General features: G+C 62.9%; 27 protein-coding genes. 6 read left to right on the forward strand and 21 right to left on the reverse strand.

Going from position 1 to position 26640, the window contains the following annotated elements; all coding sequences use genetic code 11:
- Positions 1-45 precede the first annotated feature (45 nt).
- Complete coding sequence (locus AC5RWU_RS19220) at positions 46-234, reverse strand: YegP family protein (RefSeq protein ID WP_494002584.1); 189 nt, start codon at positions 232-234, stop codon at positions 46-48.
- 278 nt (positions 235-512) lie between these two features.
- On the opposite strand from AC5RWU_RS19220, the gene AC5RWU_RS19225 reads away from it, so the two are divergent.
- Positions 513-812, forward strand: coding sequence for a DUF4193 domain-containing protein (locus tag AC5RWU_RS19225; RefSeq protein ID WP_494037144.1), 300 nt, complete (start codon positions 513-515; stop codon positions 810-812).
- Between the two features lie 144 nt (positions 813-956).
- Here the strand turns inward: AC5RWU_RS19225 and AC5RWU_RS19230 are convergent, their stop codons facing one another.
- Entirely contained in the window at positions 957-1130 is a 174-nt protein-coding gene (locus AC5RWU_RS19230) for a hypothetical protein (RefSeq protein ID WP_494037145.1), read from the reverse strand.
- A gap of 603 nt (positions 1131-1733) precedes the next feature.
- Between AC5RWU_RS19230 and AC5RWU_RS19235 the strand changes: the two genes are divergently transcribed.
- Positions 1734-1997: a DUF3040 domain-containing protein gene (locus AC5RWU_RS19235; RefSeq protein ID WP_494037146.1), complete on the forward strand. Its 264-nt coding sequence runs from the start codon at positions 1734-1736 to the stop codon at positions 1995-1997.
- Positions 1998-2299: 302 nt separating this feature from the next.
- Here AC5RWU_RS19235 and AC5RWU_RS19240 read toward each other — a convergent pair whose 3' ends face one another.
- The 3 genes from AC5RWU_RS19240 to AC5RWU_RS19250 all read right to left on the reverse strand — a co-directional run bounded on the left by AC5RWU_RS19240 (position 2300) and on the right by AC5RWU_RS19250 (position 4057).
- Entirely contained in the window at positions 2300-2512 is a 213-nt protein-coding gene (locus AC5RWU_RS19240) for a hypothetical protein (protein ID WP_494037147.1), read from the reverse strand.
- A gap of 513 nt (positions 2513-3025) precedes the next feature.
- Positions 3026-3442: a hypothetical protein gene (locus AC5RWU_RS19245; protein WP_494037148.1), complete on the reverse strand. Its 417-nt coding sequence runs from the start codon at positions 3440-3442 to the stop codon at positions 3026-3028.
- A gap of 369 nt (positions 3443-3811) precedes the next feature.
- Positions 3812-4057 (reverse strand): DUF3263 domain-containing protein, encoded by a 246-nt coding sequence (locus AC5RWU_RS19250; RefSeq protein ID WP_494037153.1) that lies wholly within the window; start codon positions 4055-4057, stop codon positions 3812-3814.
- A 307-nt stretch (positions 4058-4364) separates the two neighbouring features.
- Here AC5RWU_RS19250 and AC5RWU_RS19255 point away from each other — a divergent pair, with 307 nt between their 5' ends.
- Positions 4365-4577, forward strand: coding sequence for a hypothetical protein (locus AC5RWU_RS19255; protein ID WP_494037149.1), 213 nt, complete (start codon positions 4365-4367; stop codon positions 4575-4577).
- Between the two features lie 189 nt (positions 4578-4766).
- Positions 4767-5483, forward strand: a complete 717-nt coding sequence (locus tag AC5RWU_RS19260) for a hypothetical protein (protein WP_494037150.1) — start codon at positions 4767-4769, stop codon at positions 5481-5483.
- A gap of 415 nt (positions 5484-5898) precedes the next feature.
- Here AC5RWU_RS19260 and AC5RWU_RS19265 read toward each other — a convergent pair whose 3' ends face one another.
- A complete protein-coding gene (locus AC5RWU_RS19265) occupies positions 5899-6045 on the reverse strand; it encodes a hypothetical protein (protein ID WP_494037151.1) in 147 nt (48 codons plus the stop codon).
- 621 nt (positions 6046-6666) lie between these two features.
- On the opposite strand from AC5RWU_RS19265, the gene AC5RWU_RS19270 reads away from it, so the two are divergent.
- Positions 6667-7188 carry a sigma-70 family RNA polymerase sigma factor gene (locus AC5RWU_RS19270; protein WP_494032726.1) on the forward strand — a complete coding sequence of 174 codons (522 nt, stop codon included), beginning with the start codon at positions 6667-6669 and terminating at the stop codon, positions 7186-7188.
- Positions 7189-7650: 462 nt separating this feature from the next.
- Here AC5RWU_RS19270 and AC5RWU_RS19275 read toward each other — a convergent pair whose 3' ends face one another.
- The 9 genes from AC5RWU_RS19275 to AC5RWU_RS19315 all read right to left on the reverse strand — a co-directional run bounded on the left by AC5RWU_RS19275 (position 7651) and on the right by AC5RWU_RS19315 (position 15141).
- Positions 7651-8229: a PIN domain-containing protein gene (locus AC5RWU_RS19275; RefSeq protein WP_494032727.1), complete on the reverse strand. Its 579-nt coding sequence runs from the start codon at positions 8227-8229 to the stop codon at positions 7651-7653.
- 4 nt (positions 8230-8233) lie between these two features.
- Positions 8234-8761 carry a helix-turn-helix domain-containing protein gene (locus AC5RWU_RS19280; RefSeq protein ID WP_494032728.1) on the reverse strand — a complete coding sequence of 176 codons (528 nt, stop codon included), beginning with the start codon at positions 8759-8761 and terminating at the stop codon, positions 8234-8236.
- A 365-nt stretch (positions 8762-9126) separates the two neighbouring features.
- On the reverse strand, positions 9127-9486 hold the full coding sequence (locus tag AC5RWU_RS19285) for a hypothetical protein (protein WP_494032729.1): 360 nt from the start codon (positions 9484-9486) through the stop codon (positions 9127-9129).
- A 320-nt stretch (positions 9487-9806) separates the two neighbouring features.
- On the reverse strand, positions 9807-10568 hold the full coding sequence (locus AC5RWU_RS19290) for a hypothetical protein (RefSeq protein ID WP_494037152.1): 762 nt from the start codon (positions 10566-10568) through the stop codon (positions 9807-9809).
- A gap of 214 nt (positions 10569-10782) precedes the next feature.
- Positions 10783-11589, reverse strand: coding sequence for a PH domain-containing protein (locus tag AC5RWU_RS19295; protein WP_494032731.1), 807 nt, complete (start codon positions 11587-11589; stop codon positions 10783-10785).
- 104 nt (positions 11590-11693) lie between these two features.
- The gene (locus AC5RWU_RS19300) at positions 11694-12794 is read right to left on the reverse strand and encodes a type I restriction endonuclease (protein WP_494032732.1); all 1101 of its coding nucleotides are present in this window, start codon (positions 12792-12794) and stop codon (positions 11694-11696) included.
- A 253-nt stretch (positions 12795-13047) separates the two neighbouring features.
- Positions 13048-13593, reverse strand: coding sequence for a hypothetical protein (locus AC5RWU_RS19305; protein WP_494032733.1), 546 nt, complete (start codon positions 13591-13593; stop codon positions 13048-13050).
- 439 nt (positions 13594-14032) lie between these two features.
- Positions 14033-14572, reverse strand: a complete 540-nt coding sequence (locus tag AC5RWU_RS19310; protein WP_494032734.1) for a DUF6932 family protein — start codon at positions 14570-14572, stop codon at positions 14033-14035.
- A gap of 389 nt (positions 14573-14961) precedes the next feature.
- Positions 14962-15141 carry a hypothetical protein gene (locus tag AC5RWU_RS19315; protein ID WP_494032735.1) on the reverse strand — a complete coding sequence of 60 codons (180 nt, stop codon included), beginning with the start codon at positions 15139-15141 and terminating at the stop codon, positions 14962-14964.
- Between the two features lie 216 nt (positions 15142-15357).
- Between AC5RWU_RS19315 and AC5RWU_RS19320 the strand changes: the two genes are divergently transcribed.
- Positions 15358-15921 (forward strand): recombinase family protein, encoded by a 564-nt coding sequence (locus tag AC5RWU_RS19320; protein ID WP_494032736.1) that lies wholly within the window; start codon positions 15358-15360, stop codon positions 15919-15921.
- 525 nt (positions 15922-16446) lie between these two features.
- On the opposite strand, the gene AC5RWU_RS19325 is transcribed toward AC5RWU_RS19320, so the two are convergent.
- The 6 genes from AC5RWU_RS19325 to AC5RWU_RS19350 all read right to left on the reverse strand — a co-directional run bounded on the left by AC5RWU_RS19325 (position 16447) and on the right by AC5RWU_RS19350 (position 26080).
- Positions 16447-17490: an enoyl-CoA hydratase/isomerase family protein gene (locus tag AC5RWU_RS19325; RefSeq protein WP_494032737.1), complete on the reverse strand. Its 1044-nt coding sequence runs from the start codon at positions 17488-17490 to the stop codon at positions 16447-16449.
- A gap of 260 nt (positions 17491-17750) precedes the next feature.
- Complete coding sequence (locus tag AC5RWU_RS19330; RefSeq protein ID WP_494032738.1) at positions 17751-19499, reverse strand: 2-hydroxyacyl-CoA lyase; 1749 nt, start codon at positions 19497-19499, stop codon at positions 17751-17753.
- Positions 19500-19977: 478 nt separating this feature from the next.
- Positions 19978-21381, reverse strand: a complete 1404-nt coding sequence (locus AC5RWU_RS19335) for an MFS transporter (protein ID WP_494032739.1) — start codon at positions 21379-21381, stop codon at positions 19978-19980.
- Between the two features lie 12 nt (positions 21382-21393).
- Positions 21394-22821 (reverse strand): phenylacetate--CoA ligase family protein, encoded by a 1428-nt coding sequence (locus AC5RWU_RS19340; protein WP_494032740.1) that lies wholly within the window; start codon positions 22819-22821, stop codon positions 21394-21396.
- Between the two features lie 28 nt (positions 22822-22849).
- Positions 22850-24607: a 2-hydroxyacyl-CoA lyase gene (locus tag AC5RWU_RS19345; RefSeq protein ID WP_494032741.1), complete on the reverse strand. Its 1758-nt coding sequence runs from the start codon at positions 24605-24607 to the stop codon at positions 22850-22852.
- A 798-nt stretch (positions 24608-25405) separates the two neighbouring features.
- Positions 25406-26080 (reverse strand): GntR family transcriptional regulator, encoded by a 675-nt coding sequence (locus AC5RWU_RS19350; RefSeq protein WP_494002548.1) that lies wholly within the window; start codon positions 26078-26080, stop codon positions 25406-25408.
- Between the last annotated feature and the right edge of the window lie 560 nt (positions 26081-26640).

Raw genomic sequence — 26640 nt, forward strand, 5'->3', positions numbered from 1 at the left:
AGGGCGCAGTCTTTGCTCCGCCGGTGGTCAGGCCGCCCGCCGTTGTCACGCCCGGGTGGTCAGGTCGGTGATCAGCGCACCGGCGGCATGCTCGCGCGCTGCCTCAATGGCCCGCACGGCGGCGGTTTTGTCTGCGAAGCCGTCCGAGACCGCCATAACCGACCCGTCACCGCTTCTCAGCCGGAATCTGAACAGCCCGTCAGCATCGGTGAATACTTCGAATCCTCCGGCCATGGCAGAACCTCCCTTGGTATCGCCCGTTCCCCGCAGACTACCGGCAGGCCCGGATACTGTCAGCCCTCCGAGCCCAGGCACGCCCGCTTAGGGCCCTTTCCGGCCCGCGGGGCCGTCCCGAGGCCCGTACCACGGATCTGCTCCCGGTGCGCGGGCCCGGTTTGGCCGGCACGTTGCTGGGGCCGGACTTCAGGTCTTCCCGCGTGCTGTTGCGCGATCCATGCGGTGTGCTGTCTAATGCTTGCCCGACACTTTGCAGAGGAGATGACCGGCCGAACATGGCTACCGATTACGACGCACCCCGGATCACCAGCGAGGACGAGGCGACGGACTCGCTTGAGGAACTACGCGCCCGGCGCGGCACACCCCAGCCGGCGGTCATTGACGTGGATGAGGACGATACCGCCGAAGGCATCGACCTTCCCGGCGCCGATCTGTCCGGTGAGGAGCTGAATGTGCGGGTGATCCCCGTCCAGGCCGACGAGTTCACCTGCGGCTCCTGCTTCCTGGTCCACCACCGGTCCCAGAAAGCGCGCGAGAAGAACGGCGTCGCCTACTGCCGCGACTGCGAAGACTGAGAGAGATACCTGCGTTCCGTGAGGGCAGGTCTTCGCTGTCCGGCCTGCCCGTGCTGTTTGGGGTGGTTCCACCGAAGGTCGGCAGCGGACGGCCCACCTCCCTGAGCAGGAGGACCAGTGACCGGAATGGCTGGCGTCTGTGCCTTACCGGCCGGTTTTTCGTTTGGCGGCTTCCACGCGCTGGCGGAGTTTGTCCTCGGCCTCCTCGCGGCGGCGCCACAGGGCCCGCAGATCCTTGTTGGAGCCGGATCCGGCCTTGGCGGTGTCCGGCAGGCGGGCCGGGCCGGTATGGGCGGCCTCGGATGCTTCATTGCGCATACCCTCATGGTCCCACCGGCCCGGGGCCGGGCGAAGCGAAGATCCGAACGCATCCAAAACGGCGGCGTACCCGGGCACGGCGTTGCGGTGGTTCTTCCGGGCCGGGTACCCGTTTAGGGTTCATCATCTGCTGCCGCTGGGGAATATTTGAGGTCCCGGGCCATCGCCGGCAGTTCGCTGCGGCTGAACCCGGCCGTGCCGCCGAGGCGCTGGCCAAGCCGGTCGGCAAGCCGGCCGACGGACAGGGCGTCGGATTCCGGTTTCAGTTCCTGATGCGGCTGATCCTGTCGAGCAGCACGCGCGGATTCATTGTCACCAGTGACCGTTTTTCCGTTGTTCAGCCGGCCCGCCGCCGGTGCGGCTTTGGAGCCGGCCGGGGCTTTTTCTGCAGCACAGGGGTCAATCCCGTGCAGGCCGGCCTGCCGCAGGAGGCCGGACCGAGCCAGAGACCTTAGGGGCACGATGCGGTTACGGCAGCAGGTTCCGGTGCCCGGATCCTCCGGCCCGGGCGGATACTTAAGGCGTACGGGAGGCCTCAAGGAATCAGGCCGGAGACGGGCCTATTGCAGGTGCCGCAGCGGCGGCGGGCGGGAGGTTCCGGCAGTGTTGTCGGATGAAGAGCGCAGGCGACTGGAGGAGCTGGAGCGTGCGTTGGCCGCCCAAGACCCGGACCTGGCCCACAGGCTGTCTCTCGACCCGAAATCCCGGGTTCTGCTCGCTGTTCTGGCCGCGGCGGCGGGGGTGGTGCTGCTGGTCACCGGTATCGCCACCAAGCTCACCGCGGTCGGGGTTGCCGGGTTCATGCTGATGTGCACCGGCGCGTACCTGTACCCCAGCCTGCGCTTCCCCGGCCGCCGCTTTCCCTGAGCACATCGCCGCGTCAGAGCACTGTTATCGGTGGCTTAGGGGTGCCGGGACCGGTTTAAAGGGCTTCAGCCCCGGTCCCTTGCGGGGGTCGGGGCTGACGTTTCAGTGGGTCAGGCTGCTGCGGCCTGTTCCTGGGGGCAGGTTCTGCGGGGTTTATCGGCCAAGGATGTCCCGGACTCCAGCCGGTCGCAGGGAGGTGGCACCGGCCCGGCAGGCAGCTTAAGCAGGCAGCGATAGGGGCTCCGGCCGTATTCCTGCCCACCGTGCGGTAAAGCCCGGCGCCGGCGGACCTGTAGCAGGTCTCAGGCCCCGGTCCGTCCCATGTCCTCGACCTCATCCAGCGGCAGGCCGGAGGCGGCGGCCAGATCCGGTGCCGGGACACCGGCGGCCAGCCCTGCCCGGACCGCGTCCTGCAGAAGGGCATCGGCGCGGTCCAGGTCGAACTGCAGCGATTCTTTGTCCGCGGCGGCCACCCGGATGCGGTTGATGACCTCCTCCCTGGTGCTGTGCTCCATTTCCGCCTCCTTAACCCCGTGCAGCAGATGGAACGGGCGGAAACACTGCTCGGGGTTTCCGCCCGCCCGTCGGCCGGCTCATGGGTACCGGCCCTGTCGTCCGTGCCGGCAGGATCATGGTTCGAGGACATCCCACCGGGGCGGACGACACTGTCGATTCTGGCACCGGATCCGCACCCAGGAAAGACCCTCCCGCCGGCTGCCTGCGCTGTGGCCGGACCCGGGCTCCGGTCAGAGCGGGGGAGCGCAGACCAGGGCGTTGTTACCTCCCGCTGGAGCCCTGCGCACCGGCCGGCGCACCCTCCCCGAAGAACAGCACCGCACCGAACGGCACTGGAACCTCCCGGCCCGGCACGGCCGTCGGGTTTTGCCGCGCTGTCCGACGGCGGGCCGCTGGCCGCCGAACACGTTGCCGGTTGGGCCGGGCATCTGCGCAGGCTCAAGCGGCACGCGGAGGCGGGCCTGCGGTAATCCTCCGGCGGTAATCCTCCGGCGGTAATCCTCCGGCAGGGACTACCCCTCCAGGAGCTTCAGGCCCAGCCGCTGGCAGACTTGGGAGCTGCCGGGGAAGACCCCGACCTCGTCCTCGTAGAGGCAGGCGCTCAGTTCCGGCACGGTGAACGTGATGGTCATATCCTCCGGGTCGAAACCGCTGTCCGGATCCAGGGCCTCCGGATTGATACCGTGCCGTGTCAGTGTGCCGTTCCGCCACTGGTCCGCGCAGTGCCCGATCGCTTCGGCCGGCGGCCTGTTGCGCGGGTGCGCCAGGCTGAGGGCGTCATCGGCCTCAAGCTCCGGAGCGGGAAAGCAGCGGATGGTGCTCTGGTCGGCGACCGCCTGGCCGGCGATGTACACGCCTCCGGCCGTGGCCCCGGCAGCAATAAGACCGACGGCGGCGATGGCCGTCGTGCGTTTGATACCTGGCATCATTCCCCCTCATGAAGCAAAGCCTGGCTTGGGTGCCGGATGGAACCGGCCCACGCCTACCAGTCTGCACAGTACCGCGCCCGTAGCCCGGGTGCCGGGTACGTGTCCTGCTAACGTTTCGACCACACGGCCATCCCGTGCTACGTCTCTGCGGAAACTGTTGGATCAACGCAGACGCTGCCATCGGCGTTTACGGTGCGAGAGCACAGGCTTTCCGGTCAGGAGTGCAACAGCTTTGCCGAACCGCTCAGCGCCAGGGAATAGCTCGAAGCAAGAGAACCGGCCGGCCACATTATGGGGCCGAGCAGATGGGGCCGGCCGCGGAACCGGCGGTTGGCCCCTGAGTGCCGCAGTTCAGGCACCGGCCCTGTTCTAGGCGAAGTCACGTCCCAGGCGGCATTCGGTGCGGGCCCGCTGCCGGGTGGCGCGCATCCGCCGCAGCCGCTTGAGGAGCATCGGGTCGTGGGCCAGCACGGCCTCCGTATCGATCAGGGCGTTGAGGATCTGGTAGTAAGGACACCGCGGCTCGCCGATACCGATCGCGGTCGCCACGCCGACGATGTTGCCGGTGCCGACCGTTGCGGCCAGCGCTGTCGTGAGGGCCTGCAACTGCGAGATATCGCCCTTGGCGCCTTAGTCCTTGCGTCTGAGTAAACCGAGCGACAAGGCCGGCCCCAGCTTCCGGATGGATTTCTTGGGACAACTGGGCATGTTCCCGGAACCTGATCCCAGAGCCCTAAGCGGGCCTGAATCGCTATTGCCGACCAGCCGCCGCCAAACCCTTCAATCGCTCGGTGCTTCGGGAAGCCACTAACTTCATGACGGCGGCGTGCCGGCGGTGCAGAACGTCTCATATCCCACTCAGTCCTTCTCCCTTACTGTGAAGGAGTAACCACACCTCAAGGGACTATCGAAAGGCACGGTCATGGCGACGAAGATTTCCAAGAGCTTCGCCACCCTCCTCGCATTGTGCGCATTGCTCATTACCGGCTGCGACGACCCAAACCAGGATGAAACACCGAACGAGGATGTTCAGCAGGAACAGAACGAGAACACCGGAGATAACCAAGAGAACGACGACGATAACGAAGGCGGAGTCAATCAGCAGGACGGCGACAGCGGCGAAGCAGATGACTAGCCAGCAGGGGAGAACAATAATTCGGGAGGAATCAGCGACACGACAGATGCGCTGTTATCGGCGTTTGACTGGGTAAACGGCTCCCTTAAGTTTGAGGATTCCGCCCGCGGGGCTGGGGTGAAACGATGGTGGTGTCAGGAGACGGTCCTGCTGCAGTCGGGGGCCGTCCGGGACCCAAGGATGCCTTCCATGTCCACCGACCCTGTCCGGCTTCGCCGGTACACCACCGCAGCCGCCCTCTTTGTCGCCGGCATCTGCAACACCCTCGCGTTCGCCGTCTGGCCCTGGGGACGGGACGACACCACGGAGGCCTTCGTCCACGCCGTCACGGGCAGCTCCTCGGCCGGTGAACTCGGGCCCCTGCTGCTGCATTACGGGTTCGTGGCGCTGGCGGCCGGCATACTGGGGCTGCTGGAAATGCTGCGTCCCGGCCCGGCGGCCTGGGGGCAGATCGCCGGAGTACTGGCCTTTGCCGGAGTGGTCAGTTTCCTTCCCTCAGCACAGATCTACTGGTTCCTGCGCTCCGCCGATGCCGCGGAGGTCCCCGCCGCACAGCTTGCCGCCATCGCCGCCGACTATCCGAGCGGGCTGGCGTATGCCGCCATTGACCGTCCGGCCGTGTTCGTCACGCTCGTCGCATGGCCGCTGCTGCTGCTGGCACTGTGGCGCAGCGGTGTGCTGCCCTGGTGGCCGGCGGTGGCGATGTTCACCGGACTGGGAATACCGATCTTCCTGCCCTACAGCGTTGTCTTCCCACCCCTTGCGGCCACCATCCAGGCCGTTGCCCTGATCTACATCGGCCTGCAGGTACTGGACGCCGGCAGCAGCCCGCGCATAGCCCTCCGGCCCAGGGCCCGCGGGCCGGCGCGACCCAAGAGAACCCAGACCCGGCCCGGCACGGCCTGAGACGCCGGGGCCGCCCACAGGCGCGTACCGCATCAACAGATCCGCGGCTCCACCCCAAACCGCAGGTGTCATAGGCGCTGTTATCGGCGCGGTATTTCAGGGCAGGTTCTGCGGCTTTAGCTTCTGGTGCGAGAGCCAGGGGCCTCACCGTGACAGGGGACAGGCTGCAGGGCAACGGTGAGGGCGGCACGTACCAACCCCCACGGCGGTATGTGCCGCCCACCGGCTGCTGTCACCGGTTCCTCGCCGCTGTCGGTCACAGGCTGCATCCTGAACCCGTGACACGCCCCGGGAGGACGATCACGACCATACAGTCGCCGGGCATACGCGAAAAATGTGACGCCAGGTTAGGGGGAGACAGAGGTCCCGGGCGGTCACCCACTGCTGTGCCGGGGTCTTCGCCTGACGGCGAGGTCTACCAGCTCCTCGCATGCCAGATCAGGCGGGTCTGGCCGGGGGCCGGCTCGTAGCTGCCCTCTTCGTGTACTTCGGGCAGATCCTGCGCCCGCAACTGCACGGTGTCCCCGTCTTTGGGGCCGCCGTAGTACCGGTAAACAGTCACAGATTCGTCCATAGAGAAACGGTAAGCGCGGCACCCTTGCCTGGCCAGACCCTGGGCCAGCCCGGGACAAGGAAAAGCTGCGGCCAACCGTGGATGAGGCATCACCTGTATCCTCCCGGCACACCCGACGATGGCACCCCCCAGTCCGGCAGCCAGCCCGTGCACTACCGCGGATGCGTCCGTGAAGAGACGGCAGGGCAGGTGCGGCGGCCCGGGGCGCTGCCTCCTTTGGGAAGCCGCAGCTGAGGCCCCGGTCATATGCGCTGCTATCGGCGGGAAAGCTAATTGGCACTGCATAACCTCAGGATGCGTCTGCGGTCGCTGTCGGGCTTGCCAGGGAGGCCGTCAATGCCGCCGGCGGGCTGCCGGCGGCGGCGGGACCGGAACCCGAGAAGGCCGCCTTCCGCCGGGCCTTCACCACGGAGGATATGCGTGAGGGCACCCGCGCCTTCCTCGCGAAGGAGAAGCCCGACTTTCCCGGGCGGTAATGGAGGCGGCACAAGCTGTCCAAAGGCCAGCCATGCTTTTCCCAGGCTGCCTCCGGTAGCCGGGGTCCATGGCACCGGTCACCAGGGAATTCTTCGCGTACGGGCTGTGTTTTCAGTTCAGGAAGGATGGACCATGGCGGACCGTCAGGCGGACCTGCTCAAAGCCCTGCATGATGAGCATGCGGCGGCGCTCTGGCGGTACGTGGTCGGTCTGACCGGAGATGAACAATTTGCCCAGGATGTTGTCCAGGAAACGCTGCTGCGGGCCTGGAAACGGCCGGAGGTGCTGGACCAGTCGGCGAGCGATTCCCGTGCCTGGCTGTACACGGTGGCACGGAACCTTGTCATTGACGACCGCCGGAGTTCGCGCTGGCGCCGCGAGTACCGGACGGATGAGATTCCCGATGGCGCCGCCGGCGGAGACGACGGCGACCGGACCGACGCGGTGCTGGACTCCTGGCTGGTCAGGGAGGCATTGAGTGAGCTGACGGAGGACCACCGCACGGTGATCGTCCTGGCCTATTACGGCGGAAAGTCCATCGCGGACATGGCTGCCCAGCTTCAGCTGCCTGCCGGCACCGTCAAATCAAGACTGCACTACGGATTGCGGGCCCTGCGGCTCGCGCTTCAGGAAAGGGGTGTCACCAGCCCGTGAGTGTTTCTGCCAGCCATCCGGCGGACCCCTACCGCGGGTGGGACGCCGCCTGCGCCATAAACTCTCCTCCGCTTCTCCCCGGGCAGCCCGGGGCCTGGGCGCGCTTTTGACCGCGGGACTGGGACTGGTCCTGCTCATCCTGGCCGTAGCCTCGGAGCTGACACTGGTTACGGCTGCCGGATCCGTGCTGATGTATAGCTGATGTATATAGGAACCCTGCGCTCTTTCCTGCTCAAGGTCCCCGTTGACCCTTCCTCATAGCCCGGCCACGGACACAGGCGCACAGCCATTGCAGACGGCTCAGCCCGTGGTGTGCGTGGCGGGTGCGGGCGGGTTCTGACTGCGTCTGTTTCAGCTGACGGTGTCCGGAGCGCAACGACATATGCGCTGTTATCGGCGTCTGGGGCCGGCCGTGAGCTGCCAGTGGAGTTGGTGCTCGAAGGGATGCCGGACCGTCGCTGTCTAGAGAATGTCGCGGATCAGCCCTGTCGCAGCATCCATTCCATAGAGCTTGTTCAGTGAATCCAGAATGTAGTCCGGGGAATGGGGCTCGTACTGCTGGCCGGATCGCCGGGACATGGCCAGTACGGCTGCGAGACCGAGATCGGGGCGCATGGAGACGGTTTCGTAGGCGAAGTCCTGCGGATTGATGACGGTGATGCCGTCTGGGATCTTGGCAGTGGGAAAGTCCCGGGAATTGTCAGTGACGATACTTCCGGCACCACCCACAACGGCGGCCGCCAGCACGTGTTCATCATCAGGGTCGGGCAGACCGTATGTGCCGTCCAGGCCCTCCCAGCCGGTGACGATGGAATCGCTGAAACTTGACCGCATCTGCTCTGCCAGATGCCGCGCCTTCTCCCGGGCCTCGTCCGGATCCATCCCGCGGTCGATTTTCTTAAGCTCTTCGTTGGCTTCGACTTCTCCGAGGATGGCTTCGCTGAAGATGAAGCGGTAGGCACCTTCGAACGCGAGGGAGAGGAGGAAATCCCGCTGCGTGCTCGGCCAGAGTACGCAGCTGTCCAGGAGCGCGGTGAACATGCCCCTATGCTGTCATCTGCCCGCGTCGGCGGCGTCCGGCCAGCTTGCGGGCTTCCTTCATCCGCTCGGTGGCGGCTTCCGTGGCTTCGTCGTCAATATCGCCCATGGACGCCAGAGCGTCATACCGTTCGGCCTTTTGCGCTTCTTTGTATGCGAGTACGTCCGCGAGTTTTACACGCCGATGGGTGCCCGGCTTTTCAAACGGGATCTTGCCCGTGTCGAGGAGACGTACGACGGTAGGGCGGGTGACCCCCAGAAGCTCCGCGGCCTGCTGGGTCGTCATTGTCATGGAACTGGGAGTGATCGTCACGGCCAGGCCTTTGCGCATCGCTTCCACAGCCTTGACGAGTACCTGGTAGATCTCGTGGGGGATTTCCACCTGGTCGCCGGGTTCGGAGCCGGACAGGAAGAACTGCGGCCGCGGCGGTGTCCCTTTTCTGGCGGTGTGGGCCTCGATGAAGTCGTAAATTTCGCCGGCGTCGGGTGTCTCAGGCGCGAAAAAGGTTTCCTTCATCGCAGTGCTTGTACCCATGGTCGCTCTTACCTCTAACTCGATCCATGGACTGGATCGCTTTCGTTTCTTTCGTTTTATCCTAGGCCTCGGCGCGCCCCTGGTCCAGTCCCACGAATACGGAGCCGGGAGCTGCATTGCCCAACGGCTTGTTTGCGGTGCTGAACGCGGACCGCGCACATGGCGTGCATAGAACCGGCAGGACGGGGCCGTCTCTGAACTTGGCGTCGGGCCATTCTTTCCGACCGGCACCCAGCACGTAATCCTGTGGGCAGTGACCATGTCATATGCGCTGTTATCGGCGCCTCGCGGCTGTGCTGTATTCCGCGTTCCCCGGCAACAGGCGGGACCGCAAGGCGGCTTGCCTCCGATAACGCCCACTTATGCTACCGATCCGGCGGCCCCGTCTTTCGGCCCGCTGCGACGGTGGGAGTAGGCCTGAGGTCCAGGTAAAAGGCCACCGGGGCAGTGTTGGTTTTCCTGATCACTTCATTGCTGTAGACGCGGCCGCACACTGGGCAGAGCGTGTAGAGGTCGTCCTCATCCTTAGGCCGTTCCGCCAGGCCGTCGGGAACGGTGGTGAACTCGGAGTGAACCGGGACGCCCTTGTCATTGGTGTCGATCAGGCCCTTGTCATGGGCAGTGTTGCCGCAGACGCAGGTCAGGCTCTGCGGGTCACCGCCGATGACCTCTGCGTACTCGTCCCCGTACTCGATCTCTTCGTAATCGGTGGCATCATGGATCACTTGGTTCTCCCCGTTTGTGTTGGGCAGTGCTGATGCCGATTATCTGGCCCCCGTGCATCCGGCACCACCGCATTCTTATAACGGATGCGACGCAAAAGCCTCGGTCCGGCCCAGGACAGCCCTGTGAGGGCGGCACGGAGAGCCAATCCGCGCCGATCCCCATGCAGCCAGCACCTGGCCGGTTCAACTGACCGGTTCAGGGGCCGAGCCCGGGGGCCCGGCTGAAGGAGACATATGCACTGTTATCGGCTCTTGTCTACCGGATGCTACGCGTCCGGGATTGTTTTCCAAGGCAGCGGCAGGACGCCGGCGGCTGCAACCTACTTGGCTTCCAGTTTGGCGAGTCGTTCGGCGATCTTGGTCCCGGTCCGCTGGTTCTCCGGGATGCGGTTCAGCCAGCGTTTCAGGACGGCGATCTCCTCGTCCTTCTCGCCGAGTTTTCGGTGGATGATCGCCGTCTGTTCGGTGTAGGCCGGTGCGGGCATGCCGCCTTTGCTGTCTTGCTCAGCGCCTTCAATGGCCTGGTAACACAGCTTTAGGGCCTCCTGCAGCCGGCCTTCGCGCTTGAGCTGCTTGATGGGTTCGACCAGCTCAAGGTAGTGGATACCGTCCACCATCCCGGCCTTGAACTGCTCGGCCCGGTCCCCGCCTCCGGCCAAGGCCTCCTGCACCATCTGCGAGTTTTCTTTGGCCGCGGCCACGGTCCGCTCCCTCGCCGTAAGCGGGGGAGGATTGCCCGCGGTGTGGCGCCACCGGGGCGTCCCTGCATCGAGCCACACGTAGGCCTTGGCGCGGAAGCCGCCCTCGCGCAGCACATGAAGCTGATAGGGGACCGGAACGCTGGTCCCGGGGCGCAGCGGCAGCATCTTCGCGACACCGGCAGGCAGGTTGCCGACCTTTTCACCCTCGATGAGAACCGCAACAGCGTCGGGATCCACCGGATTATCGGGCTCCCGTTGGAGCTGTCCCTGGCACTCGTGGATCCCGCGTACGCCCAAGCCCTTGCGGTCGGCCAGCGAGACGACCGCGTCCTTGGCGAATGTCGTGGTACCGGCCAGCTCGACGCACCTGTTGATGTCCATGCGCATTCGGAGAACAAACTCCCCGCCAGGTTTGTTGGTCCTGCTATCGGTGCTGCTGAAAGCGCGCTTGACCCAACTGCCCAACCCCATGACGATCTCCCCCGGATGTCTCGTACTGCCGCGGGCTCTGCGGCGGTCCATGGCCCGACTCTAACATCGGATGGTCAGCCCGCCCCGTCCTGATCACGGCGGGGTGGGTCTGTCGAGGCCGGTTTCAGATGCGGCTCAGGATCTGGGCCTTTTGGGCCTGGAACTCTTCATCGGTCAGGATGCCTTTGGCGTGCAGTTCGGCCAGCCGCTCAATTTGAGCGATGGGGTCTGCGGCGGCAGCGGAGGGTGTGGCAGGAGCCGGCTGTTCCTTCAATTGGCGGAATGTGCGGGCGATGGCATCGCCCTGGCCGTGACCGAGTGCGCTGATAACAGCAGACGTGCCCGAGTGGGTGACTGTCAGGGTCTCGCCGGTCATTTTCTTGCCAAGGGAGATGGCGCCGATGGAGCTGAGCGAGAAGTCTGTCATAGCCTCTGAGCCGAGCATGCTCTTTTCAAAGAACAGCAGACGCTTGTCGGTGAGGGCGACGATCCCTGTCTTGTTGGCGTATTGGCCCACGCCCAGGGCGTGGACCAGTTCGCCCCGATCAAGGATGTTGGCCAAGTGATTGATCTCCTTGCGGCCGAAGATCCTGTTGGAAAGCTTCGCAGCGGCGGCCGGGATGCCGTGGTCGTACAGCAATCCTTCCGGCAGGTGTTCGGCAATGGTGGCCAGATGCTCAAAGTGCTTGTCACCGAGCCCCTCAACAGTCCAATCAATGTCGGTCCCGGTCGGCGATTCTGTGATGTCCCCGTGGATTCTGGCTGCCCAGCGGTTCTTCATGATCGCCCGCGGAACCTCGATATCAATGCTCCGGCGGTCAGCATGAGCCATCTGGAAGTCTGTTTGACCGACGGCTTGCTGCACCCGTGCAAGTGCCTCATCTATGCCGGCGAGAAGCGTCCAGCCTGCAGTCCTGGAGATAGTTGCCATGATGTGTTCCCCCTGAATCATCCCGATTGTGGCCGCTCCCGGCCACAGCCTCACTCTATGGCGAGAAATGGACCCAGGAGCGGATTCTCGAATCCCGCCGCGTACTAACTCGGTGAGAGATAGCCTTTGACCGTTGTTCGCAGGGCTTCGGTATGTTCGTAGATCTCTTCCAGGGAGCCGATGGGAACCCGTGTTTCGGCTTTGTCGCCATCGAACAGGCCGATGTACTTCTGGCTCCTGTTGAAGTGCAGCCGGGCGATCGGTTTGCGGTTGTTGTCATCGAGCAGGACGGCGAAGTAGGACTTCGCGTCCCGCTGGGTGACCCGGGTTGGTTTGACCTCGCTGCAGACGATGGCTCTGACGATCTGGTAGCCCTCAAGTTCTTCCAGTGTTGTCTCAACGCTGTCGGCCTGGGTCAGGTCGCTTTCCACTGCGGGTTCACTGGTGACGGTTGCGGCAATGGCCGCATCGTCGCTGTGTGGGTAGTTCGGTGCGCCTAGAGCGGTCTTGAGGCGTTCGTTGACCTGGTCGTTGAGGAACTGTTTGGTTGCCTTGGCCACCAGCCCGGTGAACTGCTGACGGACCTTTTGGGTGTAGGCGCCCTCGTAGACGCGGGTCGTGAAGAATTTGACCCACTCGTCCTCGGGTTCCTTGAACTGGGAGGCGAGGATTCTCTTGATCTGGCCGATGTACTTCAGCTCGCCGGCCGCGTTAATGATCGAGTCCAGGTCGAAGACGTCCTTGGACAGCTTCTGCAGTTCCGGGATCAGCGTCTCGTCGATGTCGTTGAGGTCGAGCACCAGGAACGGCTTGGGGTCCATCTTGTTGGGGGCGTCCAGGTCGGTGAAGAACTGGTAGGTCTCGCCGTTGGTCAGGATGGCGATGCGGGCGTTGGTGACGGCGAAGTAGCGGTAGAGCTGGGAGGCGTGTTCGATCCGGACCGGTTCTTTGGATTTCTTGCACTCGATGAGGATCTGGACCTCGCCGTCGTGCATGATGGCGTAGTCGATCTTTTCGCCCTTTTTCACGCCCACGTCGGCGGTGAACTCCGGGACGACCTCCAGCGGGTTGAATACGTCGTAGCCGAGGATGGTCGAGATGAACGGCATCACGAACGCGTTCTTGGTCGCCTCTTCGGTCTCAATGGAGGCCCGCTGCTGGCGGACCTTCGCTGCCAGCGCCGTCAGTCGTTCCGCAAAATCCATCACTTCCCCCTCGAATTGATTGACTCCGGCCACCGTATCGCAGGAAGCAAAGCGTGCCCAGATCCGAGAAGCGAATCGGACGAGTAGCTCTCAGATCCGGGGCTGGAATACCCTTTGCGGTACCTAGAAAACATGACGGGTTATGTGACGCCGAGTACGCCAATGGAGCACCTGATCCGGGTTGTCACGTAAATCGGTCGTATAAATGCCAGACGAAAAGCGTCGGTGTTCTCGCTGCTACGTCTACTGAGAGCTATGTTTCAGAATCCATTTCCAAATTGCTCTCTATTTCATCCATGGACCCATCCCATTTAGTGATTCTTCGAGCTTTCAAGGATCGCGTCATTGACCGTCCAGGGGCGTTGGTGACAGTCATTTCTGCCTCAACCTCGACAAGGTCGTCTGGATTCCAAGTAGCCCAAGGACGTCCCTCTAGCTCCGATACATCAATCCTTACGTTGCCAAACTCGGAGGCGAGGAGCTCCCATTTCTTGCCGTGGCTGACGGTTCTTAGGGTTCCATGAATGGTGACTTGTTCTGTATCCAGCTTGCGTCCGGAGATCACCTGCGCAATGAATACGGCGTCGCGTGCCGTGAGGTTGAATTCAGAAACGGGGTGCAGGGGCTGGGTCCATCGCATATTCAGGTCGAACCCGTTTCCGGATGAAGTTTCCGCGAAGCTCTTCAAAGCACTAGCGACACGTGGTCCCAGCTCCCGTACCGCTGTGGTGAAGGCGGAAGCAGGATCGCCGGGTTGATGCTCGCCGGCAGAATGAAACAGAACGACTAGTTCTGACATGACAGCGTCTATGAGCTGGGTATCCGAGTCGTTAAAAAGTTCACCCCTATGCCGCAGCTCTTGGACTGGAGCCAGTTGAGGCGTCAAATCGAGAATTATGGATCCAGGCCGAGGGGCTGCGCGGAGGCCCAAAACAGTCTTCGCTGAAAACTCTTGAGGAACTCGGCCACGTATGCTTTGAAATCCGCCAAGCGAGGCTCCAATGGAAGTAACGAGACGTTGGAAAGCAAGGCCCAACGAAGTGACGGCTTCTAACGGAGCCTCATGTCCATGAACGCCTTGACCAGAGAGCCGAAGGGAACCGACGGATGGAGCCTCTCGGGTCAGTACAGTTTCCCCACGATGGCGTTCCATACTTACTCGGCTTAAGTCCGCGGATGATAGGACTGGTTGTGCGGCAATTTCTGCCGCGAAGAGAGCTAAGAACTCCTGGGGAGAATTAGGTCGCGAAGCCATCCAAAATCACCTCCACGTATCCTCTCACTGGAATTGCATCCTCATCGGTGGCTGGAGCCGTTCGGTCCAATTTGTGACGTTGAAGCCAGTCATCCCAGTAACCTCGTGCTAGGAGTTCGTGATGATCTCTCTGACTTTCGGGTCCATTCGCAGCGCGAGGCGTCCAATGGATGACATATGAATCGACCAGGATCCCTTTGGATTTAAGTTGTCCTCCGCCATTGAATAAAGCGACTACTTGTTTGGCTTCTTCGGTAGGAAGACCATCGTAAGCATTGCCTAGGACGATATAGATGGCGTCGATGTCTGAGGGCTCCGCCTTGCTGGAAAGAAACGAGCCACCGATCCAAACCGCAGCCACGGGAACGGTTTGGCGGAGCGTTTCCGTCGCGAGCTGGAAGTGTTGCCAGATCTGTTGCCGGCGACTTTGGCCGAACTCAGTTTCTGGTACGTACTTAGCTGCGACCTCGTCTAGTGTCCAGCGATAACGGCCAGGAAGTAGGAACTGTACGTCAGCGACCATTGTCGGCCCGACCGAAAGTACTCTCCATCAAATATCCCCCATCTTGTTGCAACTTACATTAGAGCAAGACAGAGGGAGAGAACCGATTTCGCCTGTCCGAGTGAGGCCACAATCGCACCCTCCTCTGACTTCAAGATAATGCGTACTGCAGCTGCCATCGTTGTCGTCACCGGGGGGAGTTCCGACGGCTTGGCGTAGTTACTGGCTTGGCGTAGTTACTGGTACAGCGTTTCGCGGCTGCTGTCGAATCCCCGGGCAGGCCTGTCTTTTGTTCGCCGGTGGCAGCTCGTTGCCGCAACTGAGTTGCCTGTTCCGGGGTGAGGGTCTTTTTCCATCCGCGGTAGGCGCCGCGTTGTTGGCCCAGAGTGATGCCTTCGCGTTGACGTTCCTTAATAAAAGGAGCGTTCGAACTCGGCGAAGGCGCCTATAACTGAGAACATGAGGCGGGCAATCGGGGAGTCCGCGTCGGTGAAGACCAGGCTTTCCTTGACGAACTCCACCCGCACTCTCTCGGGGGCGAAGCGCAGGAGCTCGGCCAGCTGGGCCGGGCCGTGTCCCGGCGGAGGCATCGTCTGTCACCAACCCCGTCCGGTACCTGGCCCTCATAGGAACCCGATCCGAGGGCGTCTCACCAAAGGATCGTTTACTAAGACCGGCGGTATGGGCCACCGCCCCCCGGCCCGAGCCCCGGATTCCCGGGGCCGGCATCGTCTCATCAATATGTCTCACGTCTGATGTTCTCAGGAATCGGAATTATGGCCTTTGATGGGACTGCGGGGAGCGGCATGGCAAGCATCGGATACGCCAGGGTCAGCACTCTGGACCAGAACGCGGACCTGCAGCACGCGGCGCTGAAGGCCGCCGGCTGCAAACGGATCTTCACCGACCATGGCATGAGCGGCACGCGGGCCAGCCGGCCCGAACTGGACCGGATGCTCGAGCACCTGCGGGAGGGGGATGAGGTGGTGGTCTGGAAGCTGGACCGGCTGGGCCGCAGCACCCGGAATCTGCTGGCGTTGATCGATGAGCTGGAGGGGCGGGGCGTGCACTTCCGGTCACTGACCGAGGGCATCATCACCACGGGCCCCATGGGCAGGGCCATGTTCACGGTGATGTCCGCGTTCGCCCAGCTGGAACGTGACCAGCTGGCTGAGCGGACCAGGGCGGGCATGGCTGCAGCCGCCGCCAACGGGCGGCGGGCCGGACGGCGCGAAATCAGCGCAGGGGACCGGAACGTCCAACGCGCCCAGGAACTGAAAGCCCAGGGGCTTAAGGCTGCCGACATCGGCAGGATCATCGGCGCCAGCCGCGCCACCGTCTACCGGTATCTCAGCCTGGAGGCCGACTGACGGGGAAGGCTGTCAGGGTGCTTAGCCGGGGCGTCAGGTTGGGGGTGTACTCCAACTAGGCATCTCGCACGGGCGCTTATCCCTATAAATGCGTCTCGGAACAGCAGTTGAGAACAGCCAACCGGGAGTTACTTGCAAGACATGGTGGCAAGATGGTCCGTTCCTTGCACGGGAAGGGAATCAGCTGTGTCTTGCCGGGGTCCTGCATTGAATGCCATGCAAGACGGCTCAAAGCCCGGGATTGCGACACCGAGCGATCACAGAATGCCGCCACCAAGCGTTGAAGTCCACAGGATTTTGCACCCTATTCTGATGGATTTTCAGGTACCTGCCTGACGTCAGTTTGGGGTGTACTCCAACCTGACGCCCGACCGCGTCGGTATTCAAGGCTGCGAGATGAAGCTGCGTCGTCTCCGGGTGCGGCCCCTTACTGACAGGGAAGCTGGTTCCCCTGCATACAGTTAGGTCCCGTGGACATCATCACGTTGGCGATACGAGCACGGCATGGCGTTTATCTGCAGCTGATCAGACTCGAGGGGTGCTCATCATCGAGTGCATTAGCTGATCCAGGATCGGTGTCGGTTCCGCCCTCCAGATCGGTGTCCGGTCCTTGTCGATCAGGACGGCACGGATCCCTTCCGCGAAATCCTCCGAACGGGTGATGATCCTGGTCATCTGCAACTCCATTTGGAGACACTCATCCAGGGTCCGCTGACTGCCCCACTGGATCATTCCGAAGGTGGTTTCCATGCTCTGGGGCGAGCAGTCGTCCATTGTCCTTTGCACGGCCCTGGACCAGGTGCTGTCCACGGCCAGGAGCCGGTCCCGGATACAGCCGAGTGACGCGGCACCGAAGCACCAGTCGATTTCGCTCCGGTGTTCTGCAAGGTATCCCCCGCTCTCGGGCTTCTGCCGGCCGGCACGGGCAAGGACCTGAGCGACCGGCTGCCCCTGACCCTGGCCCAGCAGCTGCGGCAGCATATCGATGGATGCGGCGGGCACAAAGTGCGTGGCCGCACCGCAGTACAGCGCGTCCCGGTAATCCATCCGATGCCCCGTCAGGCCCAAAAACATGCCGATGGAACCGGGCAGTCTCGGCAGGAAGTAACTGGCCCCGACGTCGGGAACGAAGCCAATTGCCGTCTCGGGCATCGCCAGCACCGCGTTCTCCGTCACGACCCGGAAGCGCCCGTGGATGGACAGTCCGATTCCTCCTCCCATGCAGATCCCGTCGATCAGTGAGATCACCGGCCGCGGATAGCTGGCCAGACGGAAGTTCATCCGGTATTCCGTCGAGAAAAAGTTCTCGACCGCCTCGTAATCTGCAGCGAGCACATCATGGCGAACCGTCTTGATGTCCCCTCCGGAGCAGAAGGCTTTCGGATGCGCGGACCGGATAACGACAGCGTCAACGGGCGCTGCCTCCCAGCTGTCCAAGGCACCATGGATCGCATTGATCATTTCCGTGTTCAACGCGTTCAGTGCCTTCGGACGGTCCAGAACAATTTGCCCGATTCCATCGCTCAATTGCGCCTGGACGAATCCCGAAGCCGTATTTTCTGTCGACATCTGCTCGACTCCTTTGCATAGGGCTGAATCATCGGTGTCCCCGCGCCTGTCGGCGGAGACCTGAACTGTACGCGTTGTCAGTGACGGTCGAAGTGTGAGCCGCTTTGCCGGTTGAAAAGTGAGCCACGATGGCCTTGGTTATTCTGCCGTATTTTCCGGTCTTGTCGAGGGCAGCGAAAGACCCATGACGGGGCGGGTGTAGCCGCAGAGCGCGCGAAAAGCGGACTCAGCCGCTAACTGCAGTTCAACAGCATCGATTCTTAAGTGCAAAGCCCGGAGGCGGGTTCATCGGCGGAACGACGTCGGATCTCCGCGTCGTTCCAAGGCATGAGGGCTTGATAGTCCGGTACGAAGCCCAGGCCTTTCGTTGCATCTGAGGAAACCGCGTCCCGGGTGACGACGACATCCAGTACTGCTGGCGCGGCTTCCATAGCGCGACGCAGAGCAGGTAATAGATCATTGGGGTCTTCAACCCGTTCTCCGTATGCACCTGCTGCTCGTGCCAGGGCTGCGTAGTCGGTCGCCCCGAGTTCAGTTCCTACGACAAGGCCATAGTTGGTTTCTTGGTCATAGCGCTCAATGTTCCAGGCTGAGTTGTTGGCAACAATGAAAACGGCCTTGGCTCCGTGCCGGACGGCGGTGTCAAGTTCAATCGCATTGAATCCAAAAGCACCATCACCGCTGACGCACACCACTGGCGTGTCTTCGAACTCGAGCGATGCAGCGATGGCGTATGGAACTCCCACGCCGAGGCAACCGAAGGCGCCAGAGTCTAGATACTTACCGGAAGGCAGGCCAATCCGCGCGAAGCTCAGCAAATCGCCGCCGTCTGCAATCAGGATGGGGTTCTGTAGGCCCAATTCATGCAATGCATCGAAAATTCGATTTGGATGCATCAACCCATCTGATCCAGCGGGGCTGTCACTCAGACCTGCCCGCGAACTTTGAACACGCCGGGCATGCTCGGCACGCATCTCGGTTGCCCAAACTTCATCGGAATCCCGCTGCAAAGAACCGACGATCGCGGTGAGCCCGTCCAGCGCAACGCTCACGTCGGCTAAGATTTCGACTTCTCCCCGCCGGTTGTCTATGAGTTCACTAGCCGTATCGGCGATACGAATGAAACGGGCATTCGGCCAGGCTGCCGGAGAACCATATCCGAGCTGATAGTCGAGTTTGCGTCCTACCACCAAGACCAGGTCGGCATCGGCCATGGCTCGACCTCGGACAGCGCCTACATGGGCTGCATTGTTTTCTGGTAGGAGGCCTTTCGTCTCCTGTGTATCAAGATAGACGCAGTCGGTACTCTTCAAGAAAGCTTCTAGAGCGTTGGCGCTTCGCCGTGCTCCGCGGCCAGTGACGACAACAAGTCTCTTGGCCTCGGCTATCAGGTTTGCTGCCGCGTTGAGGTCATCAGGATTGGCAAACGAGGAGCGGCGAGCTTTGGAAGCCATATGTTCGTCCAAAACCAGCGCAGCCGGCACTGTCTCGCGTAGGACGTCTGTCGGTATTTCTAGATAAACCGGGCCAGGAGCCCCCCCATCACCGAAAGCGCGTGCAACAGCCTCGTCTAGTTCCCTTATCACCTGCTCGCTCACTCGTGCCGTTCGTGATTGACGTGTGATGGGACGAAGTATCTCAGTGTGAGCGACATCCTGCAGCGGTCCCATATTGATCTGTGGCCGGGGCGGACAGCCACCTATCAAGAGGAGGGGGGTGCCCGAGATGTGAGCGTTGGCGATGGCCGTTACGGTATTAGTTACGCCAGGGCCAGCGGTGACCATGGCAACCCCAAGTTCACCAGTTAGCTCAGCATGCGCCTGGGCCATGTGCACGGCGGCCCGTTCGTCGCGTACATCGACGATACGTATGCCTAGTCGAGCGGCCTGATCCCAGATGGGCTGAATGTGCCCTCCCTGTAGTCCGAAAATCGTGTGTACACCCCTACGTTTCATGAACTCTGCAATGTAGGTCGAAACTTCCTTGGGTGGGGTGGGATACGAACTCATGAGGGTTGTCCTTTCTACAGCGGGCGTAGGCTCATCGGCGTGATGAGCCGAACAAATGAAAATCGGTCTCGCTGACTGCACAGAGAATCTTCTGGATCGCCTGTACCGGAGCGACAAGGCCGGAAAGGCATTGATAACGAGAGGAACGGGAGAGGACTGTTAGCAGGAAGGTAGAGGGCGGCCAGGGCTAGGAATCCGACGGCGAACACCGCCAGCGTCGACAGCAGCGCGGAGACGGGGTCTGCCGGGTTGAACATTGCGGCGGCGATGAACGGCGCGAAGACCGCGTAGGCGCTCCACTCGTACTACTCGAGGATGTTGCCGACGGTACTGGCGATCAGGGAGCGCTTCTTGGAGATGCCCGCCACGCCTCTACCAACGACCTTGTCGGGACGCTGGTCGCCAGGAACTCACGAGTCGTGGCGACCAGGCCAGCAAGCGGCCGGGTGACCGGGGCGATCAGGCTTGTGGCCATTGGTCAATCTCCCCCCGATTCCCGGGACAGCGCGCCATTCTCCATCGAAGGCTGCGAAACGGACTCATCCGGGCCAGCGTCCGGAGCGGTGTCGGGAGCCCGACGGGTGCGGGACGGATCGTTCACAACGTCAGCCGGCAGCGCGGCCAGTAGCACCGCACCCAGAACCAGCAGTACGGCGGCGCCGTAGAGAGACGAGACCGTGGAGCCGGTGAGGTCGCTCAGCCAGCCCACCAAGGAGGTGCTGACCATGCCGGAAATGTTGCCGACCGAATTGATCAGCGCAATCCCGCCGGCGGCCGCGGCGCCGCCGAGGAAGGCCGACGGCAGCACCCAGAAGGCCGCCTGGGTGGTGGATGCACCGGCGGCGGCCAGACAGAGGCCGAATAGTGCGACAAAGGTGTTGTCGATCCCGACGGCGGTAATCAGCAGGCCGCAGGCGGTGACGAAGCACGGCAGCGCCGTATGGAAGCGCCGCTCGCCGGTGCGGTCGCCGTGAATGTTGTTGAGGATCATCGCGATCACGGCCACGGAATACGGGAGGGCGGTCAGCAGGCCGATTTGCACGGTGCTCTCTACGCCGGTGCCCTTGATGATCGTAGGTAGCCAGAAGCTGACTATGTAGATGCCGAGAGCGACGCAGAAGTAGATGCCGCTGAGGAGCCACACCTTGCGGTCCTTGAGCATTGAGGTGAACTTCAGGTGGACGCGGGTGGTTCTGTTGCCGGCTTCGACGGCCGCTAGGACGGTATCCTGCTCTTTGGGCGAGAGCCATTTCGCCGACCGGACGTCGTTGTCCAGGTAGACCAGCACCAGAAGGCCGAGGACCAGCGACGGAACCGCCTCGATGACGAACATCCAGCGCCAGCCGGCGTAGCCGCCGACCCCATTGAAGGCGCTGAGTATCCAGCCGGACAGCGGGCCACCGAAGACCGACGCCATCGGAATGGCCGCCAGAAAGTAGGCGAAGACCCGTCCACGGCGCGCCGCGGGGTACCACAGCGTCAGGTAGTAAAGGATGCCCGGGATGAACCCAGCCTCAGCAACACCGAGCAGGAACCTCAGCGCATAGAAGATAGCTGGGCTGTCCACCAGTGCCATCGCTCCGGAGATCAGCGCCCAAGTGACCATGATCCGGGCGATCCAGACCTTGGCTCCGATCCGGTGCAGCATCATGTTGCTCGGCACCTCGAAAATGATGTAGCCGACGAAGAACAGACCGGCGCCGAGGCCGTAGACGGTGTCGCTGAACCCGAGATCGGACTCCATCTGCAGTTTGGCGAAGCCGACGTTCACCCGGTCGAGGTACGCCGCGGCGTAGCAGATGAAGAGGAACGGGATGAGGCGCCGGGTCACGCGTCGATAGATGCGGTCGACTTCACGGGGCGACGCGGTTGTTGTAGACATAGCTCATGCTCCTCAGCCGAAGTTACGGCGGTCATCAACGCGCCGGGCCTTGTGGTCGGTTCGTTCGAAAGTGCCCATGGGCACGACCTCGACGCCGACCCTGAGGCCGACCATTGCGTGCAGCTCCCTGGCGACCCGTTCGCGGAAGGCGTCGGCGACCTCGCCGGTCACTTCAGGGGTGTGGTGCTCGGCTCGGACGAGCATTTCGTCCATGGAGCCGGTGCGAGTGACGATGATGCGGTGCTCCCCGCCGTAGTGCTCGATCTGACGCAGAGTGTTGTCGATCTCGGTCGGGTACACGTTCTCGCCGCGGATGTGCAACATGTCGTCGATCCGACCGTAGATGCCGCGTGGGAACCGCGGGTAAGTGCGACCGCAGGGGTTGTCGGTGAGTTCCCAGCTCGCCAAGTCACCGGAGGCGAGCCGGATCATCGGCTGCGAGGTGCGCTCCAGGTGGGTATAGACCGGCGTGCCCTCGCCACCGAAAGGGACGGTCCGATAAGTCTGCGGGTCGCACACCTCGTGGTAGACGATGTCCTGCCAGAGCAGCATGCCCTCGGGTGTGCCGGCTGTGGCCGATGCGCTCATGAAGGGCGTCATCTCCGCCATCGTTCCGCAGTCGATCACAGTGGCACCGAAGGAGTCCGCGATCGCCTTACGCACCGACGGAACTGAGGCTCCCGGCTCGCCGGAGAAGAACATCACCTTGATGCCGAACTCCCGTGGGTCGATGCCTTCATTGTGGGCAACCTCGGCAAGGCGCAGCGCGTAGGAGGGGGTAGCGTAGAACGCTGCCGGCTTCGACGTGGCCAGCCAGCGGACTGCGCGAGCGGTCATGCCCGGGGCGCCGGCACCGAACGGGAAGACCCTGCAGTGCAGCCGCTCCGCTCCGGCAAGCGCGCCCCATGAGCCGAGATATAGGCTAAACACCGCGGCTACGAAGACGGTGTCCCCTGGGCGGATGCCCATGCCCCACATAACCCGCGCGTGGTTGTTGGCGATCACCGACCAGTCATCGCGGCCGATAGCGAACGTCGTCGGGGTCCCGGTGGTGCCAGACGTGCCGTGGATGTGGTGGATTTGCGACGTGGGCACCGAGAGGTAGTCGCCGTAGGGTGGGTGCTCGGCCTGTGACTCGCGCAGGTCCTGCTTGGTGATCACGGGCACCTGCTCGAAGGTCTCAAAGGAAGTGATGTCGCCGGGCTCGAGGCCGGCCTCGCCCCACTTGCGCCGGTAGAGCGGCGAGGTGGCCCATGCGTACTCCATCACCTCGCGCAGGCGGATCAGGATCATCTCGTTACGCTGCTCGGGGTCCATGGTCTCGCGGTTGCGGAACCAGTACGGTGAGGAGGCGTCAGGGAAGTATGTTTCGTCGTACCTCGGGGGGAAGCCCCACTGCTCCATCGGCTGGTCTATGCAGGTCAGGATCTGGCTGGTCATCGTTGTCCTCTCGGGTTGATGCGGTTGGTCAGCTTTGAGACGGGCTAGGCATCTGGGTCTTGGTCTCGGTGCGCCGGGCGATCTCGCGGTCGTCCCACGGAGTGAGGGCTTGATACTCGGGGACGAACCCGAGGCCCTTGCCGCCGTCTGGGGAGACCGCCTCGCGGGTGACGTCGACGTGCACCACGGCGGGCGCGTTCTCCAGCGCCTTGCGCAGGGCGGGCACGAGGTCCTCGGGGTCCTGGACACGGATGCCAAAGGCGCCAAGCCCCTCGGCCATCTTCGCGTAGTCGGCGGCGCCGAGCTCGGTGCCTGCAACCAAACCGTAGTTCTCCTGCTGGTCGTAGCGCTCGATATTCCAGGCCTGGTTGTCGGCGACCACGAAGACCGCCTTGGCACCGTGGCGGACGGCGGTGTTCACCTCCATCGCGTTGAGTCCGTAGGCGCCGTCGCCGTTGACCGACACCACCGGCCGATCGGGGAACTCCAGCGCTGCAGCGACTGCGTACGGCACCCCCACCCCCAGGCACCCCAGGGAACCGGGGTCGAGGTAGGTGCTGGGCTGCAGCCCGAGCCGAGCGAAGCTGAGCAGATCTCCCCCATCGGCGACCAGTACCGGGTCCTCCAGCTCGAGCTGATGGAGGGCGTCGAAGATTCGGTTGGGGTGCATCCGGCTATCGGAGCCGTCATCCGCAGTAGCCAGGGACTCACGGTAGCGGGCAGACCGCTCCTCGTGCCCGCGGCGCAGTTCGTCCCGCCAGGCTGGGTTGGGCCGGTGACCGGTCTCAACGAGCAACTCTGTGAGTTCCTGGAGTGTCCTGGCGACATCGGCGAGCACCTCGACCTGACCGCGTCGGTTGTCGCTGAGCTCGACGCTGGTATCGGCGATTCGGATGAACCGAGCCTGCGGGAAGACCGCCGGCGAGCCGTAACCGAGCTGGTAATCAAGCTGACGTCCGAGGGTGATCACCACGTCAGCCTCGCTCATCACGCGTGAGCGCATTGAGCCGACGTACGCCGGGTGATCAGTGTTGAGTAGGCCCCGGCTCTCCTGTGTGTCCAGGTAGGCGGCGCCGGTGGCGTCCAGGAAGCCGGGCAGTATCTCCCGGGATTCGCGGGCGCCGCGGCCGGTTATAACCGCGACCCGTTTCGCCCCAGAGAGTCCGCTGACCAGGGCCTGCAGCGTCTCCCGATCTGCACGGGTACGGCTCTTCTCGACCCTGGCTACGTGTTCAGGCAGCACCACCCCGGCCGGCACCTCGGCACGCAACACCGCGGGAGGCACCTCAAGGTATACCGGACCTGGGCCAGCGAGGTCGCCGAGCGCCACGGAGTACGCCTCCGAGAACTCGCGCAGCACCTGCGCCGGTTCGCGGAGGGTGCGGGCACGACGGGTGAGCGGGGTCAACATGCCCACGTGGTCAATGTCCTGCAGCGCGCCCATGTTCGCCTGCGGACCCGGGGCGCAGCCACCGATGACCAGAACAGGGGCGCGTGCGATCGAGGCGTTCGCGATGGGGGTAACCGTGTTAGTCACTCCCGGGCCAGCGGTTACCAAGGCGATGCCGGGACGGCCGGTTAGCTCCGCCTGTGCCTGAGCCATGTGCACCGCGGCCGCCTCGTGGCGAACGTCAATAATTTGCACTCCTCTACGGGCCAGCTGGTCCCACACGGGCTGGATATGACCGCCCTGCAAGCCGAAGACGCGGCGGACGCCGTTCGCAACGAGGAAATCAGCAATCAGGGCGGCGACTGAAGCAGGTGACAATGGGACTGGAATGCTCATGGTTCTCCTCGGTGATGTGTGTCACGTTGTCGTCACACGATAGCATTCTGAATACAGAATTCAATAGCTTTTCGAGGGTGAAGAGGCCTGCCGGTTTTATCGTGCTTAGTCTTATTGAGCGATCCGCCGATGGCGTGGCAGCCAGTTTGCCCCGTTTAGCGGGTCTCATACGCCCGGTAGCGGTAGCCTGACTACGGGATCGGATCATGGCGGTGGACGTCGACCGGGCTGTTGGTCAGACAAGCGAGCTGGATTTTGGCGTCGGCCATGGGGCCAGCGAGCCAGCAGTAGTGGGGCTGCCGGGAGGGTTTGAGCCCGCGGCGCTCAGTGAGACCGGATGCTGTCGGCTGCGAGCTCTTTCAGGAGCCGTAGAGAGTCTTTTTTCACGGCAGGTTCGCCTGCGACAGATAGGCCGTTGCGCGGCGCAGGACCTCATTCTCCTGCTCGAGTCAGCTTTTTCACGCCTCAGAGAACTCAGTGTTCTCGACGGCGGTTGTCCTGGGTTGAGCCCATACTCGGCGTCGGCTTGGTACATCCCGCTGCAAAGCCAGAACTCAGCCATGCGAAGTCGGCAGCGATCTGCTTTATCGTTCCCCGGCTCGCTGTGGGGCACCGTTAACCACGTCGCGGATCTCCTTGGGATACTGACTCGGGGACGCTATAGATCCTTCCCTTGACACCTCTCAGCGCAGAGTCCGCTCCGGAGCCATAGGACATTCGAGACCTGCAGATCAAGAACGCTGGATCTACGAGCCTCAGTCCGGGCGCTCTCAGCGATCCGGAGATCAGAGTCAAGAATCAGGCAGTGGACTTCGCCGCCGCTAGGTTCTCAAGCATCATCGTGCGGCCATGCTCAACATGGTGGCGGGCGCGCTCCGCCGCCGCCTCAGCGTCACCGGACAGTACGGCGCCGACGATCTGCTCGTGTTCCTCCCACACCCAGGACGGCACGCCACCACGGGCGAGCACCTCGGTCATCACCCGCCTGATGCTCTGGCTAAGCAAGACGGCGGTGTCGATGAGGAAAGGGTTGCCGGTGAGCTCATAGAAATATGTGTGGAAGTCGGCATCGGCTGTCACGAGATCAGCGAAGTTCCGGGTCGTTGCGGCGGCCTTGCCACGCTGCATGATGTCAGCAAGTTCCACACGCATATCGCGCGCGCTGGCCTTCGTGGACGAGAGCCGGACTGCGTGGACGTCGAGGAGTTCCCGCATGTCGTAGAGGTGGTTCACGTACGCGGCGTCCATCGGGACCACCTCGAGCCCCCGCTTGCCGGCCTCCCGCACCAAGCCATGCCGCTTCAGGAGTACAAACGCATGCTGAACGGGCTGGCGGGAAACCCCGTACCGTGCGGCGATGGCCTCCTGACGCAGTTGCTCACCACCACCGATCACGCCACTGCAAATGTCGTCGATGATGAGCTCATAGACCTGCTCGGCTAGCGGCGGCGCAGTTGCGACGCGTGGCTTCATCGGCTCCTCCTATGTATTCTGAATGTCAATCATACTCACGGCGGTGATCGGTGCTGGTCTTTAGCTGGCCGCTTCACCGTGAGGATGTGTACTCAAACCTGGCAAAGCTGTGGGCGTACTGTGAGGACTTGATGCCCAGTGGCTCCGGGGGACTGAAGTGGATGCCGGGGAACAGCACGGGGATACGCAGTAAGGTTCCTGCGACTGGACGGTCCCCGAGATCAGATTTTTCTTCCCTTCGGTGCGGTAGTCATGACGGTGATTGTGGTGATGGGATTCATCAGGTTGCGGAAGACCAAGGCCCCGGAGGCAGTCATGGGCAAGAACGGCGATAAGCCATCTGCCCAATAGCTCGGACGCCATGCCTCACAACGGACGCGACATAAGAAATCCGCCCATACCTGTACTAGGCAACAAGATGTCAGCCGTCTTGACGAAGGACCGGCTCTATATAGGCTACTTGCTAGTAGTACTTTGTTAGGTCGGTGGTGCGTGTTGGCAGTAGGGGCAGCGGCTAAGCAGTTGGACGAGGTGTTCCTGGAGTGCTTTGAGGACCTCGT

It is taken from the genome of Arthrobacter sp. B0427-1-12, assembly GCF_059092905.1.

Coding starts and splice junctions, on each gene's coding strand:
- AC5RWU_RS19245 (WP_494037148.1), bottom strand. CDS start 3,442: ATGATGCCAGGTATCAAACGCACGACGGCCATCGCCGCCGTCGGTCTT.
- AC5RWU_RS19340 (WP_494032740.1), bottom strand. CDS start 22,821: ATGACCAGCCAGATCCTGACCTGCATAGACCAGCCGATGGAGCAGTGG.
- AC5RWU_RS19255 (WP_494037149.1), top strand. CDS start 4,365: ATGGCGACGAAGATTTCCAAGAGCTTCGCCACCCTCCTCGCATTGTGC.
- AC5RWU_RS19260 (WP_494037150.1), top strand. CDS start 4,767: ATGTCCACCGACCCTGTCCGGCTTCGCCGGTACACCACCGCAGCCGCC.
- AC5RWU_RS19330 (WP_494032738.1), bottom strand. CDS start 19,499: ATGAGTTCGTATCCCACCCCACCCAAGGAAGTTTCGACCTACATTGCA.
- AC5RWU_RS19275 (WP_494032727.1), bottom strand. CDS start 8,229: ATGTTCACCGCGCTCCTGGACAGCTGCGTACTCTGGCCGAGCACGCAG.
- AC5RWU_RS19225 (WP_494037144.1), top strand. CDS start 513: ATGGCTACCGATTACGACGCACCCCGGATCACCAGCGAGGACGAGGCG.
- AC5RWU_RS19325 (WP_494032737.1), bottom strand. CDS start 17,490: ATGTCGACAGAAAATACGGCTTCGGGATTCGTCCAGGCGCAATTGAGC.
- AC5RWU_RS19295 (WP_494032731.1), bottom strand. CDS start 11,589: ATGGCAACTATCTCCAGGACTGCAGGCTGGACGCTTCTCGCCGGCATA.
- AC5RWU_RS19220 (WP_494002584.1), bottom strand. CDS start 234: ATGGCCGGAGGATTCGAAGTATTCACCGATGCTGACGGGCTGTTCAGA.
- AC5RWU_RS19280 (WP_494032728.1), bottom strand. CDS start 8,761: ATGGGTACAAGCACTGCGATGAAGGAAACCTTTTTCGCGCCTGAGACA.
- AC5RWU_RS19300 (WP_494032732.1), bottom strand. CDS start 12,794: ATGGATTTTGCGGAACGACTGACGGCGCTGGCAGCGAAGGTCCGCCAG.
- AC5RWU_RS19230 (WP_494037145.1), bottom strand. CDS start 1,130: ATGCGCAATGAAGCATCCGAGGCCGCCCATACCGGCCCGGCCCGCCTG.
- AC5RWU_RS19350 (WP_494002548.1), bottom strand. CDS start 26,080: ATGAAGCCACGCGTCGCAACTGCGCCGCCGCTAGCCGAGCAGGTCTAT.
- AC5RWU_RS19335 (WP_494032739.1), bottom strand. CDS start 21,381: ATGTCTACAACAACCGCGTCGCCCCGTGAAGTCGACCGCATCTATCGA.
- AC5RWU_RS19320 (WP_494032736.1), top strand. CDS start 15,358: ATGGCAAGCATCGGATACGCCAGGGTCAGCACTCTGGACCAGAACGCG.
- AC5RWU_RS19290 (WP_494037152.1), bottom strand. CDS start 10,568: ATGGACATCAACAGGTGCGTCGAGCTGGCCGGTACCACGACATTCGCC.
- AC5RWU_RS19315 (WP_494032735.1), bottom strand. CDS start 15,141: ATGCCTCCGCCGGGACACGGCCCGGCCCAGCTGGCCGAGCTCCTGCGC.
- AC5RWU_RS19240 (WP_494037147.1), bottom strand. CDS start 2,512: ATGGAGCACAGCACCAGGGAGGAGGTCATCAACCGCATCCGGGTGGCC.
- AC5RWU_RS19345 (WP_494032741.1), bottom strand. CDS start 24,607: ATGAGCATTCCAGTCCCATTGTCACCTGCTTCAGTCGCCGCCCTGATT.
- AC5RWU_RS19305 (WP_494032733.1), bottom strand. CDS start 13,593: ATGTCAGAACTAGTCGTTCTGTTTCATTCTGCCGGCGAGCATCAACCC.
- AC5RWU_RS19270 (WP_494032726.1), top strand. CDS start 6,667: ATGGCGGACCGTCAGGCGGACCTGCTCAAAGCCCTGCATGATGAGCAT.
- AC5RWU_RS19310 (WP_494032734.1), bottom strand. CDS start 14,572: ATGGTCGCTGACGTACAGTTCCTACTTCCTGGCCGTTATCGCTGGACA.